Genomic DNA, 14,376 nt, shown 5'->3' on the forward strand with positions numbered 1-14,376 from the left:
GGCTATGTTTGAAATAGCCTCTAATGACATGACAAAATTATTAGGTTTTATACTATGAGCAACAAATTCGTTATCACTTGGGACAACATGCAGACTTACTGCCGTCAACTTGCTGAAAAGCAAATGCCAGCAGAGCAGTGGAAAGGCATCTGGGCAGTGAGCCGTGGTGGTTTGGTTCCTGGTGCAATCTTGGCTCGTGAGCTAGGTATTCGTCACGTAGATACGATTTGTATTTCTAGCTACGACCACGATCACCAACGTGATATGACAGTCGTTAAAGCACCTGAAGGTGACGGCGAAGGCTTCCTAATCGTTGAAGATCTTGTTGATAGTGGTGACACTGCACGCAAGCTTCGTGAAATGTATCCGAAAGCGAAACTGATCGCTGTGTGTGCAAAGCCATCTGGTGCTGATTTGCTAGACGAGTACATCGTTGATATCGCTCAAGACACATGGATTGAGCAACCTTGGGATACTAGCCTAAGCTACGTTGAGCCGGTAAATCGCAAGTCAAAATAAGCGTAAACTTAGTTTTTTGAGAAATGACCCTTTATAGGGTCATTTTTTTTTATATGATTAGTAACAACCATTTCTTATTAAGTATCCCAATGTCTGAATCAGAAGAAACGAGCTCAAACCTTTCGGAAACCTTGTTTGTAAAGCACAAGCAGGCTAAAGAGACCTCAATGCTGACACAATACATGCCAAGCTCTGAAGCGCTATTGGATGAGAAGCGTGAACAGCAAAACTCATCATGGTACCGAAACCTAAGACGTCTTCAGTGGGTATGGCAAGGCGTTAACCCCATTGAGCAAGAAGCGGTATTGGCTCGCATCGCGTCATCAGATAACTCTCGTACAACCGATGAGTGGCTTGATACGGTCATGGGTTATCGAAGTGGTAACTGGGCATACGAATGGACCAAACTGGGTATGCAGCATCAAAATCGCTCGAACGAGAAGAAGGGTGAAGAAATGGCTGAAGAGCTGTTTTCAGCATCGTTGTGCTTCAGCATTGCTGGCTACCCACATCTCAAGAACGACAATTTGGCGGCTCAGGCTCAAGTGTTGGCCAACGCAGCTTATTCTGAAGCAATTAAGCATACGAAGTTGATCGTCAAACAGATTGATATTCCATACCAAAACAAGAAGATCAAAGCGAACTTGCATCTAACCAAAACAGACAAACCACAACCGGTTGTGATTGTCAGCGCTGGTCTAGATAGCTTGCAAACCGATATGTGGCGCTTGTTTAGGGATTATTTAGCACCAAAGAACATTGCCATGCTAACGGTAGACATGCCATCGATAGGGCACAGTGCACATTGGCCGTTAACAGAAGACTCATCTTGTCTTCACCAAGCAGTCTTGAATGAACTGCCTAACATCCCGTGGGTCGATCACCACAAGGTTGGCTTGTTTGGCTTCCGCTTTGGTGGCAATGCGATGGTGAGATTATCTTTCCTTGAGCAGCATAAGCTTAAAGCGTGTATCTCTTTAGGCGCGCCAATTCACGATATCTTTGTTCATGCCGACAAATTGAAACAGATGCCTAAAATGCATTTAGATGTGTTGGCTTCGCGTCTCGGTAAAGGGGCCGTTGATATCAATAGTCTTTCTGGGCAATTGATGGCGTGGTCACTCAAGGTGCAAGGTTTGCTGTCAAACAGTAAAACCAGTGTGCCTATCTTGGCATTAGCGTTAGAGGGCGACCCAGTATCACCTCCAATGGATAACCAACTGGTTGCTATTTACAGTGATTACGGTAAAGCGAAGAAAATCAAAGCTAAATCAATTACACAAGGTTATGAGCAATCCCTCGAATTGGCGATAAAGTGGCTTGAGGATGAATTATTTAGATGACATTTCTCCTAAATTAGTTAAGCATGAAAAGTGTACAAAGTAAGTACCTGATACTCAGAGGTAATTTATAAAATCCAATTGCGTAGTTTCTACGTATAACAGTCTGAGTAACGTCATTCTTAACATTGAAATGGAGATTCAATATGTCAGAAGTGACACAACAACCTACGCATTATCGCTTGTTAAATGTTTTAAAGGCTATTGGCCCTTACTTAAGGGAGCCTCAATCAGAAGAAGGCCACTATATTTTTGATTGCTTGTCTGTGTGTGTGAACGATAAAAAATCGCCAGAAGAACGTGAGTTTTGGGGCTGGTGGTTGGAGTTGGATAAGTCGGAAGAAGGATTTTCGGCGAAGTACAACACGGGTAAATACAACATCGATGGTAACTGGGATCCTTTGCCATTACCTAAAAAGGCGATCGCTGAGGTCTCTCGAACTCAAGAAGCCTTTCACCAAAAGCTGGTTGATGAACTTCAAAAGAAATTTGAAATCGGCGTTCAGTTAGACGAAGAGTCTGTCGAATTCGTCTGATTTTAAAGGTTACTCTTCTATATAAAGCAAAAAGGTGCGATTTCGCACCTTTTCTGCTTGTGAATTCCCCTTTTGATTGCTAAAACATCACCTCTTATTTGTTTTATCCATAAAAGACTTCATGACAACAAATCATCAAAGCGGGACAACAACACAGCGTAAAACTGTCGTTGTTAAACTGGGTACCAGTGTCTTAACTGGTGGAACATTGGCATTAGACCGCGCTCATATGGTTGAGCTGGTTCGTCAATGTGCTGAATTAAAAAAACAAGGCCACTCTGTGGTTATGGTTTCGTCTGGCGCAATTGCAGCCGGACGTGAGCACCTTGGTTACCCCGCACTTCCCAACTCGATGGCAAGCAAACAATTGCTTGCGGCAGTTGGGCAAAGTCAGTTGATTCAAGTTTGGGAGTCTTTGTTTGCTATCTATGGCCTTAAGATTGGCCAGATGCTACTGACTCGTGCTGATCTCGATGATCGCGAGCGTTTTCTTAATGCACGTGACACGATCAATGCGCTTGTTGAGCACGACATTATTCCGGTAGTAAACGAAAACGACGCAGTAGCCACCAACGAAATTAAAGTGGGCGACAATGATAACTTGTCGGCCTTAGTGGGTATTTTGTGCGGTGCTGATAAGCTTTTGCTATTAACGGACCAAAAAGGCCTGTTTACGGCTGACCCTCGTAAAGACCCAAATGCTGAGCTCATCAAAGAAGTAAAAACCATTGATGACACGCTGCGTAAGATCGCAGGCGGCAGTGGTACTACGTTAGGTACTGGCGGCATGGCGACAAAACTGCAGGCGGCTGATATTGCTCGTCGCGCTGGCATCGAAGTAATTATTGCTGCGGGCAGTGCTGAAAATGTGGTGTTTGACTCACTGAGTGACAACCCACAAGGCACACGTTTCTTGCCTTTAGCGGAAGCGCTTGAAAACCGTAAACGCTGGATTCTAGCGGGCCCTGCTTCAGCTGGTGACATTGTGGTCGACGACGGCGCAGTAAACGCAGTCAACACTAAAGGCAGCAGCTTGTTGGCGAAAGGGGTTGTTCGAGTTAAAGGCGAATTCTCTCGTGGTGAAGTCACCCAAGTCACAGACAGTAAAGGCAAAGTAATTGCGCGTGGTATCGCCAGTTATTCAAGCCAAGACCTAGCAAAAATTGCAGGCAAGCACAGTAAAGAGATTGGCGACATTCTTGGCTACGATTACGGGTCAGAAGTCATTCACCGTGACGACCTAGTTGTAATCCAAGAATAGCTCGTGATGATAAGGCGAATCGCCTTTTTACATCCAAAGACAGACAGAATTTAGGGAGAGTTAAACGTGGATTTAACTAACATGGGTATCGCAGCAAAAGACGCTGCTTTCCACCTAGCGACCGCATCTACGGCGCAAAAGAATAAAGCATTGGCGATTATCGCTGATGAGCTAGAAGCAAACGCAACAACGATTTTAGAAGCAAACGCGAAAGATATCGAACTTGGCCGTGAAGCGGGTCTGACTGATGCACTGCTTGATCGTCTATTGCTGAACGAAGAACGCTTAACCGGTATCGCTAACGATGTACGTAACGTGATTAGCCTGAATGATCCAGTCGGCAGCGAGATTGACAGTAAGGTACTTGAAAACGGTATGTCACTGTCTCGCCGTCGTGTACCACTTGGCGTGGTTGGTGTTATTTATGAAGCGCGTCCAAACGTAACCATCGATATTGCAGCACTGTGTCTCAAAACTGGTAACGCAAGCATCCTACGTGGCGGCAAAGAGACATTCTTCTCAAACATGGAGCTGGTTAAAGTAATCCAGTCTGCATTAGAGAAAGCGGAACTTCCTGCGGCTTCTGTGCAGTACATCGAGAAACCCGATCGTGAGCTTGTCTCTCAACTGCTTAAACTGGATGACTACGTGGATATGATCATTCCTCGTGGTGGTGCTGGTCTGCACAAGATGTGTAAAGAGAACAGTACTATTCCAGTTATCATCGGTGGTTTCGGTATCAGCCATATCTTTGTTGATGAGAGCGCTGATCTTGAGAAGTCTGTTGATGTGGTTGAAAACTCGAAAGTTCAACGTCCATCAGCGTGTAATTCATTGGATACGCTGCTAGTGCATGAAGCGGTTGCTGAGGCTTTCCTTGCTAAGCTAACACAGCGTTTAGCAGGCAAAGTAACCTTGGTTGCTGACGCGAGTGCTAAATTATTGCTTACTGGTTTTGAAGACCAACGTGATGCGGTTGAAGGCGACTTTGACACAGAATGGCTAAGCTACACGCTAGGCGTGAAAGTGGTTGCTGACGTTGCAGAAGCGATTGACCACATGCGCGTACACAACGCGAGTCACTCAGATGCGATCATGACTAACAGTCTAGAGAGCTCAGAACGCTTTATTAATTCAGTCGGTTCAGCTGCAGTCTATGTGAATGCATCAACACGTTTTACTGATGGCGCACAGTTTGGTTTGGGTGCAGAAGTTGCTGTGTCTACTCAAAAGCTGCATGCTCGCGGGCCAATGGGCTTAGAAGAGCTGACAAGTTACAAGTGGGTAGGTAAAGCGAACTATTTAGTTCGCGGTTAACGCTGGTCGTTTTTTACTCCTCAGCTCATTTTTGAAATGGCGATCGAGTAGCAATAATCAATGAATTACCACACAAAAGGGCCTTAATTGGCCCTTTTTCTTTCCTAACGTTTGTCAATTCCGTTACACTGATATTCAATTATTTGGAGGTGATATGCATTGTCCTTTTTGTTCAGAGAACGACACTAAAGTAATCGATTCAAGACTGGTAGCCGATGGCCATCAGGTTCGTCGTCGCCGTCAATGCCTTGCATGTAGTGAACGTTTTACGACTTTCGAATCGGCAGAACTTGTGATGCCTAAAGTCATAAAGTCGAATGGAAACCGCGAACCATTTAATGAAGATAAAATGGTCGGTGGTGTGCAGCGCGCTCTAGAAAAACGGCCAGTGAGTGCTGATGCAATTGAACTTGCGATCAGTACGATTAAGTCACAACTCCGTGCAACTGGTGAGCGTGAAGTACCAAGCGAGATGATCGGTAATCTTGTGATGGGCCAATTGAAAGAATTGGATAAAGTGGCGTACATCCGTTTTGCCTCTGTTTACCGCAGCTTTGAAGACATCCGAGAGTTTGGCGAAGAAATCGCTAAATTAGAGGATTAACTCCTCAATCATGTCAAACTTTACTCCCCTAGATTTTCAAATGATGTCGCGTGCTATTCAGTTAGCAAAACGCGGCATTTACACCACTGCACCAAACCCTAATGTTGGCTGTGTCATCGTACACAGTGACGGTCAGATCGTTGGCGAAGGTTTTCATGCCAAAGCCGGTGAGCCTCATGCTGAGGTACATGCTATGCGAATGGCGGGCGACAAAGCAAAAGGTGCGACTGCTTATGTCACGCTAGAACCTTGCTCGCACTATGGTCGAACGCCACCTTGTGCTGAAGGTTTGATTAAGGCTCAAGTAGCCAAAGTGATTTGTGCCATGCAGGACCCAAACCCAAAAGTTGCAGGTCGTGGTATCAAAATGCTACGCGATGCGGGTATTGAGGTTGAAATCGGTTTATTAGAGCAAGATGCTCTCGACTTGAACCCTGCATTTATCAAGCGTATGCAAACGGGCATGCCATTCGTTCAGTTAAAGATGGCCGCTAGCCTTGATGGACAAACGGCATTGGAAAATGGTCAAAGCCAATGGATCACATCGCCAGAAGCGCGTCGTGATGTTCAGAACTTTCGAGCAAAATCAGGCGCGGTGCTATCAACCAGCCAAACGGTGATTGAAGACAACGCGTCGCTGAATGTTCGTTGGGCAGAGTTGCCAAGCAGTACCAAAACAAATTACGTTGAAGACGAGTTGCGTCAGCCAATTCGCGTAATTCTTGATCGCCAAAATCAACTGTATCCTGAGCTCAAGTTATTCCAGACTCCAACTTCGGTATTGAGAGTTGCTGAAACCTCTGCTGATATTGAGGTCAGAACAACGGATACTGGTCAGCTTGATTTACACGATTTGATGCGTCAATTGCCAGCGAACCATATTGATCATATTTGGGTCGAAGCGGGCGCGACATTGGCAAAAAGCTTGATTGAAGCACAGTTGGTGGATGAGCTAATCCTCTATTTAGCACCTAAACTAATGGGCAGTGACGGACGAGGTTTGATGGGCGCATTAGGGCTCACTTCAATGTCTGATGTGATTGACCTAGAAATTAAAGATGTTCGACAGGTTGGTGTGGATATTCGCATCGTCGCGAAACCAATAGTCGCGAAACAAATAGTAACGAAACCATAGTGGAAATAGTTCTGCTAACCAAATACATGTCGTTGACAACAAAAAGAGTTTTAAAATGTTTACAGGAATTGTAGAAGCCGTAGGTACATTGAGTGCAATCACTCCCCGCGGAGAAGACATCACCGTAACGGTTAATGTTGGTAATCTTGATATGGCTGACGTCAAGTTAGGCGACAGTATCGCGACCAATGGTGTTTGTTTGACGGTTGTTAAGTATAACGACCATAGCTACAGTGCAGACCTTTCGCTTGAGACCCTGAAAAAAACGGGTTTTGTCGATTACCAAGCTGGCGATAAGGTCAACCTAGAGAAAGCAATGTTACCGACCACGCGTTTCGGTGGTCATATTGTATCGGGTCACGTTGATGGCGTGGGTGAGATTGTTGAGCGTAACCAAGTCGGTCGTGCGATTGAGTTCTGGGTAGAAATGCCTGCAGATATCTCAAAGTACGTGGCTCAAAAAGGTTCAGTCACCGTTGATGGTATTAGCCTGACGGTGAATGATTTACGCAAGAATGCCTTTAAGCTGACTATCGTTCCTCATACCTCTTCAGAAACGACCATAGATCAATTCAATGTTGGTCGAAAAGTGAATCTAGAAGTCGATGTATTAGCGCGCTATATGGAGCGTTTACTGCAAGGCCAGCAGCAAGAGTCTGAGCCTGAATCTCGATTAACAATGGAATTCTTACAGCAGAATGGTTTTGCCTAACCGTTGGTATAAAGTGCACTAAACATCACTTTGTAAAAGCGAGCAATATCATCAGGTTTAAATAGTGTCGGTTCTAGGAAGCAGAACCATTTCAAAGGATATAGAACAATGCCAATTAGTACTCCTCAAGAAATTATTGAAGACATTCGCCTAGGGAAAATGGTTATCCTGATGGATGATGAAGATCGCGAAAATGAAGGCGATCTGATCATGGCAGCAGAACATGTTACGCCAGAAGCGATTAACTTCATGGCGATGTATGGCCGTGGCTTAATCTGTTTAACACTGACCAAAGAGCGTTCAAACCGCATGGGTTTAGCGCCTATGGTCCAAGACAACAACGCTCAATACACTACTAACTTTACGGTTTCGATTGAAGCGGCAGAGGGCGTAACAACCGGTATTTCTGCATCAGACCGCGCTGTTACCGTTCAAGCTGCTGTGGCAAAAGACGCAAAAGCGGCTGACTTAGTTCAACCTGGCCATATCTTCCCTCTGACTGCTCAAGAAGGTGGTGTTCTAACTCGCGCAGGCCATACTGAAGCAGGTTGTGACTTAGCTCGGTTAGCAGGCTGTGAGCCAGCGTCTGTTATCGTTGAGATCCTAAATGACGATGGCACCATGGCACGTCGCCCTGATCTTGAAGTGTTCGCAGAAAAGCATGACATCAAGCTAGGCACCATAGCTGACTTGATCGAATACCGTAACAACACAGAAACAACGATTGAGCGCGTTGCACAATGTCATTTGCCAACAGAGTTTGGTGATTTCGAGCTTGTGACTTACCGTGACACGATTGATAACCAGATCCACTATGCAATGCAAAAAGGCAGCTTAACCGAAGGTGCTCCTTTGGTGCGTGTTCACCTGCATGACACGTTTACCGATCTGCTTCATTCAGACCGTGGTACCGAGCGCAGCTGGTCGCTAGATAAAGCGATGAAGCGCATTGGCGATGAAGGCGGTGTGCTGGTTATTCTTGGCAACGAAGAGTCGTCTGATTCTTTGATTCATAAAGTGAAGACGTTCGAAGCTCAAGATAAGAATGAGCAACCAACCATGGCTAAGAAACAAGGTACTTCTCGTCGTGTTGGTGTGGGTTCTCAGATTCTACAAGACCTAGGTGTTCATGATATGCGTTTGTTGTCTTCAAGCACTAAGCGTTACCACGCATTGGGTGGTTTTGGCCTTAATGTTGTTGAATACGTTTGCGAGTAAGATGACGTCTGTCCGTTTATAGCGACATAATTTACCGATGATTTCAGTGGCTCTTTTAGAGGTTAATTACGATAAAAGAGTAAAGTAGCCAAGCCCGATTCAAAACGTGTTGAATACACAAGTTTGGCTACTTGCTGCTCCAATATGGTTGGCAGCAGCGCTGCGTTATCATCTTTACATCTCCGGTGTCTGTTCTTCTAAATTAGCATTAGATATTGCTCACAGTTTTGTGCTAGAATCCGGCGATTCTCACTTGATGAAAATAGTTAAAGGAAGGCTTATGAAAGTGATCGAGGGTGGCTTCCCAGCGCCAAATGCAAAAATTGCTATCGTTATTGCTCGTTTCAACAGTTTTATTAACGAAAGTTTACTTTCTGGTGCAATCGATACTTTAAAGCGTCATGGACAAGTAAGCGAAGACAACATCACTGTTGTTCGTTGCCCTGGTGCAGTAGAACTTCCACTTGTAGCGCAACGCGTTGCAAAAACGGGTAAGTTCGATGCGATTGTATCTCTCGGTACAGTAATCCGTGGCGGTACACCTCACTTTGACTATGTTTGTAGTGAATGTAATAAAGGTTTGGCACAAGTGTCTCTGGAATTTTCTCTTCCAGTAGCGTTTGGTGTTCTTACTGTTGATACGATCGATCAAGCTATTGAACGCGCAGGAACCAAGGCTGGTAATAAGGGTGCAGAAGCCGCACTTAGCGCACTTGAGATGATCAACGTTCTTTCTGAAATCGATTCCTAATGGGGGCCAGTGTGAAACCAGCCGCACGTCGTAACGCACGTCAATTTGCTCTACAAGCAATTTATTCTTGGCAAATTACTAAAGAAAATATTGCTACCGTTGAAGAACAGTTCTTATCTGGTGGTAAGTATGATGAAGAAGAGCATCATGCCGCAGAACCTGCTCTAGCTATGCCAGAAACAGACGTTGCATACTTCCGCGACTTACTAACTGGTGTTGCTCTTAGCCACATGGAACTTGATAGCAAGCTTCGTCCATTCGTATCTCGCCCTATGCAAGATTTGGATTTGATGGAACTAGCGCTTCTACGTTTAGCTATGTACGAGATGACTCGTCGCGAAGATGTACCATACAAAGTGGTTATCAACGAAGCTATCGAGCTTGCGAAAGTATTCGCAGCAGAAGACAGCCATAAGTTTGTTAACGGTGTGCTTGATAAAGCTGCACCGCACGTTCGTAAGAAATAAGACGTTCGTATATTGAATCTAAAGGTCAGCTTTTATGCTGGCCTTTTTTGTAACTAAATTATCGTAATACCAATAATTACGGTGATTTGTATGAAGACTAAAGATAGGGCATGTGATGTCTGGCGAATTTAACCTGATTGAAAAATATTTTGTAAATCGACAACCACAACGTAAAGACGTACATCTGGCTGCTGGCGATGACTGTGCTTTGGTCAAAGCGCCGGGCAATGTTGAGATAGCGATTAGCACGGATACTTTAGTCGCGGGCACGCACTTTTTAGCAGAGGCAAACCCAGCTTGGGTGGCACATAAGGCTTTGGCTTCGAACATTAGCGATCTTGCGGCGATGGGTGCGACGCCTGCCTGGGTTTCATTTGCGTTAACCATGCCAGAAGTCGATGAAGAATGGCTTGCTCCCTTCTGTGACTCTTTTTTCAAACTTGCAGACTATTTTGGTATTCAACTTATTGGTGGTGACACGACCAAGGGGCCACTGAGTTTAACGCTTACTGTGCAGGGCTTTGTACCCGAAGGTCGAGCACTACGCAGAGATGGCGCGAAAGTGGGTGACTGGATTTACGTAACGGGCAACTTAGGCGACAGCAAAGCGGGACTAGAGGTGATATTAGACCCTGAACAGAACAAAGCTAAGCCTTATGCGTTAGAGCTTGAAGAGAGGCACTACCTGAGCACTCCACGAGTTTTGGCTGGCCAAGCATTGGTGAACCTTGCTTCGTCTGCCATTGATATCTCTGATGGTGTGATTGCTGATTTAAAACACATCCTTAAGCGTTCTCAGGTCGGTGCAAGCATTGATGTGAGTGCGTTGCCAATCTCTGCTGAATTACTTCAATTCTCTTCTGATACCGGTTCTGCACAGCAGTATGCATTGACCAGTGGTGAAGAGTACGAACTCTGCTTTACCGTGCCGGAAGAGAATAAAGGTTCATTGGAAAGTGCTTTGTCGCACACAGGTACAAAAGTCACCTGCATTGGCCAGATAAGACCTGTAGAATATTTTGAATTACACAATAATGGTGAACCACTAAGCTGGAACTTAACTGGTTACGATCACTTTAAGGTTAATTGATGACAAATCCACTTTCTCTTATTTCTCTTAAAAATCCTTGGCACTTATTGGCTACGGGTTTTGGCAGTGGCTTATCGCCGATTATTCCAGGCACAATGGGCACGCTTGCGTCGATTCCATTTTATCTATTGCTGGTTCAGTTACCGTTTCCTGCTTATGTCGCAGTAGTGGTTGTTAGTTGTATTATCGGTATCAAGATCTGCCAGGTGACATCTGATGATATGGGTGTACACGACCATGGCTCTATCGTATGGGATGAGTTTGCGGGCTTTTGGATCACCATGGGCCTAGTGCCTTTATTGAATATCCCTACGGATGACTGGAAATGGTTATTCACTGGCTTTGTCCTATTTCGCTTTTTCGATATGGTGAAGCCTTGGCCTATTGGCTGGCTAGATAAACGAGTACACGGCGGCTTAGGTATCATGATTGATGATATTGTGGCAGGTATTATGGCGGCTGTTGCCTTGTACGCAGTGGCACATTTCGCGGGCTGGTTAGTTTAAGTTAGCTGAAGGATTAAGATTTAGTTGCAAGCACATTAAGCTAAGTCTCTGATACTAAAAAGGTTGACCCTAGGGCCAACCTTTTTTGTTTTGTTGCTTATGCCGTTTGCTTGTGGAAGCTATTTAGCAAGGTAATCAGAGATAGACTTCTCTATGCCTTTAGCATCTAAGCCAAGCTCTTCATGCAGTTCGCCTTGAGTACCTTGAGCAATAAACTTGTCTGGTAGACCAAGGTTCAATACTGGCATCAGTAGCTTTTCTTTCATCAAGAATTCAATCACACCCGCGCCGGCACCACCTGCAATCGCGTTTTCTTCGATTGTAACCAATACATCGTGGTCAGCAGCAAGTTGTTTGATCAGAGCTTCATCGAGTGGCTTCACAAAGCGCATATCAGCAACTGTCGCATCAATAGCGTCAGCCGTTTGAAGTGCACTCTCAAGGAAAGTACCAAAGCTAAGAATAGCGACTTTCGAGCCATCCTTTGCTTTTTCGCTTTCGCGAACGATACGACCTTTACCAATCTCTAGCGCAGTAAACTCACTTTGAATCTCTGTACCCATACCATTACCACGAGGGTAACGAACGGCACTTGGACCTGTGTGCTGGTGGCCAGTGTATAGCATTTGGCGACATTCGTTTTCGTCGCTTGGTGCCATAATCACCATGTTTGGAATGCAGCGCATAAAGCTTAAGTCGAACGCACCTTGGTGTGTTTGACCATCCGCGCCGACAAGACCTGCACGGTCAATTGCGAACATAACCGGTAGATCCATGATAGCTACATCGTGGATCAGTTGATCGTAGCCACGTTGTAAGAACGTCGAGTAGATAGCCACAATTGGCTTATCACCCGCAATCGCCATACCAGTTGCTAGTGTCACTGCGTGCTGCTCAGCAATCGCTACATCGAAGTACTGTTCTGGGTATTCTTTCGAGAAACGCACCATGCCAGAACCTTCACGCATTGCTGGCGTAATTGCCATCAGCTTAGGATCTTGCGCAGCCATATCACACAGGAAGTCGCCAAAAATCTTAGAGAAAGTTGGTTTAGAGCTGGTGCTCTTAGGCAGACTTGAGTGTGCGGGATCGAATTTCGGAACGCCGTGGTAACCGATTGGATCTTTCTCTGCTGGCTCGTAGCCTTTGCCTTTCTTGGTCATGATATGCAGGAACTGAGGACCTTTTAGGTCTCTCATGTTCTTAAGCGTTTTAATCAGCTCATTCACATCGTGACCGTCAACCGGACCAATGTAGTTAAAGCCTAACTCTTCAAACATGGTGCCAGGGACAACCATGCCTTTTAGATGTTCTTCTGTACGACGAACGAGCTCTTTAATCGGCGGAACGCCCGATAGCACTTTCTTGCCACCCTCACGAATTGACGTGTAAAGACTGCCAGAAAGAACTTGAGCTAGATGGTTGTTCAGAGCACCGACGTTTTCAGAGATCGACATCTCGTTATCGTTAAGGATAACCAGCATGTCATTATGAATATCGCCCGCGTGGTTCATCGCTTCGAAGGCCATACCAGCGGTGATCGCACCATCGCCAATGACACTGACGACTTTACGATTCTTGCCTTCTTTCTTCGCACTGATCGCCATACCAAGCCCGGCGCTGATCGATGTTGAAGAGTGACCAACAGAAAGCGTGTCGTATTCGCTCTCTTGACGCCATGGGAATGGATGCAGTCCATCTTTTTGACGGATAGTCGATAAGCGGTCACGACGACCTGTAAGGATCTTGTGCGGGTAGGCTTGGTGACCAACATCCCAAACCAACTGGTCAAAAGGCGTGTTGTACACGTAGTGCAGAGCAACGGTTAGCTCTACCGTACCTAAGCCCGATGCTAAGTGGCCACTTGACTGGCTCACTGAGTTTAGAAGATAGGTGCGTAATTCATCACAAAGCTGTGTAAGCGTCTCTTTTGGAAGTAGACGCAAATCCTCTGGCTTATCAGCCAAAGCAAGAGTTGGGTACTTGGATATATCAAGAGTCATAGGTAATGCGCGCTTATTGTCTTAGTTCTTGCGCTCGATGACGTATCGGGCGAACTCTTCGAGTAACTGGGTATTGTATGGGATTGCAGCCAAAGCTTGAAGCGCTTCCTGTAGCAGAGTTTGCGCTTTTTCTTGAGCGCCCTCTAAACCTAACAAAGAAGGGTAGGTGCTTTTGTTCAATTCTTGATCAGAGCCCTGTGGTTTACCCAAAGTTTCGGTATCGCTAATGATATCTAAAATATCATCCTGAACTTGGAAGGCTAACCCGATTGCATCGGCGTACTTATCTAATTGAGGCATCACTTCGAACGCTTTTTCGCCAGCAGCTAGAGCACCTAAACGAATCGCACTCTTCATTAGAGCACCAGTCTTGTTACGGTGAACTTCTTCTAACTCCTCTAGCGTGACAGAGCGGTTTTCAGCTTCAATATCAAGTGCTTGTCCAATACACATACCTTGTGCACCAGATGCTTCTGCTAGGCGTTGAATCATTCGAACGCGATTGCTTTCCCCGTCAGCACTTAATGTGCCTTCCGCAAGTATAGTAAACGCGAGAGTTTGTAGTGCATCGCCAGTTAAAATTGCCGTTGCTTCATCGTATTTAATGTGACAAGTCTGATGGCCACGACGCAATTCGTCGTCGTCCATTGCTGGAAGGTCGTCGTGAATCAGAGAATAGGCATGAATACATTCGATTGCTGAAGCTGGAGTGTCGAGTTCTTCCGCAGTGCAACCGAGCATTTCCCCTGTAATGTAGACAAGAAACGGACGTGCGCGTTTGCCGCCTAAAAGTAACCCATAACGCATCGCGTTAATGAGATTCTGATTTTGGTGTGGCAGGCGATCAAGCCAAAGGTTAAGTTGCTCGTTATTACGTGCTTGATAAGACAATAACGTCTCGATCATAGGGGATCTCA

Annotated in this window: 15 protein-coding genes; 13 read left to right on the forward strand and 2 right to left on the reverse strand. The window is 45.5% G+C overall.

Features of this window, described 5'->3' with window-relative positions; translation table 11 throughout:
- The first annotated feature begins 54 nt into the window (after positions 1 to 54).
- From tet(34) to pgpA, 13 genes are all read left to right on the forward strand, one after another.
- On the forward strand, positions 55 to 519 hold the full coding sequence (gene tet(34) / locus ACED60_RS03900) for an oxytetracycline resistance phosphoribosyltransferase domain-containing protein Tet(34) (RefSeq protein WP_009847475.1): 465 nt from the start codon (positions 55 to 57) through the stop codon (positions 517 to 519).
- 89 nt (positions 520 to 608) lie between these two features.
- Positions 609 to 1,862: an esterase FrsA gene (gene frsA / locus ACED60_RS03905; RefSeq protein ID WP_009847474.1), complete on the forward strand. Its 1,254-nt coding sequence runs from the start codon at positions 609 to 611 to the stop codon at positions 1,860 to 1,862.
- 143 nt (positions 1,863 to 2,005) lie between these two features.
- Entirely contained in the window at positions 2,006 to 2,395 is a 390-nt protein-coding gene (gene crl, locus ACED60_RS03910) for a sigma factor-binding protein Crl (protein ID WP_009847473.1), read from the forward strand.
- A gap of 76 nt (positions 2,396 to 2,471) precedes the next feature.
- The gene (gene proB, locus ACED60_RS03915; protein WP_371726972.1) at positions 2,472 to 3,656 is read left to right on the forward strand and encodes a glutamate 5-kinase; all 1,185 of its coding nucleotides are present in this window, start codon (positions 2,472 to 2,474) and stop codon (positions 3,654 to 3,656) included.
- 66 nt (positions 3,657 to 3,722) lie between these two features.
- Entirely contained in the window at positions 3,723 to 4,973 is a 1,251-nt protein-coding gene (locus tag ACED60_RS03920; RefSeq protein WP_371726973.1) for a glutamate-5-semialdehyde dehydrogenase, read from the forward strand.
- Between the two features lie 154 nt (positions 4,974 to 5,127).
- The gene (nrdR, locus tag ACED60_RS03925; protein WP_004734394.1) at positions 5,128 to 5,577 is read left to right on the forward strand and encodes a transcriptional regulator NrdR; all 450 of its coding nucleotides are present in this window, start codon (positions 5,128 to 5,130) and stop codon (positions 5,575 to 5,577) included.
- Between the two features lie 40 nt (positions 5,578 to 5,617).
- Positions 5,618 to 6,712, forward strand: coding sequence for a bifunctional diaminohydroxyphosphoribosylaminopyrimidine deaminase/5-amino-6-(5-phosphoribosylamino)uracil reductase RibD (gene ribD, locus ACED60_RS03930; RefSeq protein ID WP_371726974.1), 1,095 nt, complete (start codon positions 5,618 to 5,620; stop codon positions 6,710 to 6,712).
- A 55-nt stretch (positions 6,713 to 6,767) separates the two neighbouring features.
- On the forward strand, positions 6,768 to 7,424 hold the full coding sequence (locus tag ACED60_RS03935) for a riboflavin synthase (protein WP_371726975.1): 657 nt from the start codon (positions 6,768 to 6,770) through the stop codon (positions 7,422 to 7,424).
- 108 nt (positions 7,425 to 7,532) lie between these two features.
- A complete protein-coding gene (gene ribBA / locus ACED60_RS03940; protein ID WP_017096788.1) occupies positions 7,533 to 8,642 on the forward strand; it encodes a bifunctional 3,4-dihydroxy-2-butanone-4-phosphate synthase/GTP cyclohydrolase II in 1,110 nt (369 codons plus the stop codon).
- Between the two features lie 280 nt (positions 8,643 to 8,922).
- The gene (gene ribE / locus ACED60_RS03945) at positions 8,923 to 9,393 is read left to right on the forward strand and encodes a 6,7-dimethyl-8-ribityllumazine synthase (RefSeq protein ID WP_004734398.1); all 471 of its coding nucleotides are present in this window, start codon (positions 8,923 to 8,925) and stop codon (positions 9,391 to 9,393) included.
- A complete protein-coding gene (gene nusB / locus ACED60_RS03950; RefSeq protein WP_004734399.1) occupies positions 9,393 to 9,860 on the forward strand; it encodes a transcription antitermination factor NusB in 468 nt (155 codons plus the stop codon). The genes ribE and nusB overlap by 1 nt, the downstream gene beginning before the upstream one ends.
- A gap of 115 nt (positions 9,861 to 9,975) precedes the next feature.
- The gene (gene thiL / locus ACED60_RS03955; protein WP_371726976.1) at positions 9,976 to 10,950 is read left to right on the forward strand and encodes a thiamine-phosphate kinase; all 975 of its coding nucleotides are present in this window, start codon (positions 9,976 to 9,978) and stop codon (positions 10,948 to 10,950) included.
- Positions 10,950 to 11,456 carry a phosphatidylglycerophosphatase A gene (pgpA, locus tag ACED60_RS03960; protein ID WP_009847467.1) on the forward strand — a complete coding sequence of 169 codons (507 nt, stop codon included), beginning with the start codon at positions 10,950 to 10,952 and terminating at the stop codon, positions 11,454 to 11,456. The genes thiL and pgpA overlap by 1 nt, the downstream gene beginning before the upstream one ends.
- Before the next feature lie 119 nt (positions 11,457 to 11,575).
- Here pgpA and dxs read toward each other — a convergent pair whose 3' ends face one another.
- Together dxs and ispA are read right to left on the reverse strand one after the other, a co-directional pair.
- Positions 11,576 to 13,459 carry a 1-deoxy-D-xylulose-5-phosphate synthase gene (gene dxs / locus ACED60_RS03965; RefSeq protein ID WP_017633413.1) on the reverse strand — a complete coding sequence of 628 codons (1,884 nt, stop codon included), beginning with the start codon at positions 13,457 to 13,459 and terminating at the stop codon, positions 11,576 to 11,578.
- Positions 13,460 to 13,480: 21 nt separating this feature from the next.
- Complete coding sequence (ispA, locus tag ACED60_RS03970; RefSeq protein WP_009847465.1) at positions 13,481 to 14,365, reverse strand: (2E,6E)-farnesyl diphosphate synthase; 885 nt, start codon at positions 14,363 to 14,365, stop codon at positions 13,481 to 13,483.
- Between the last annotated feature and the right edge of the window lie 11 nt (positions 14,366 to 14,376).

It is taken from the genome of Vibrio sp. 1F279 (assembly GCF_041439815.1).
Classification (GTDB): Bacteria; Pseudomonadota; Gammaproteobacteria; order Enterobacterales; family Vibrionaceae; genus Vibrio; species Vibrio tasmaniensis_A.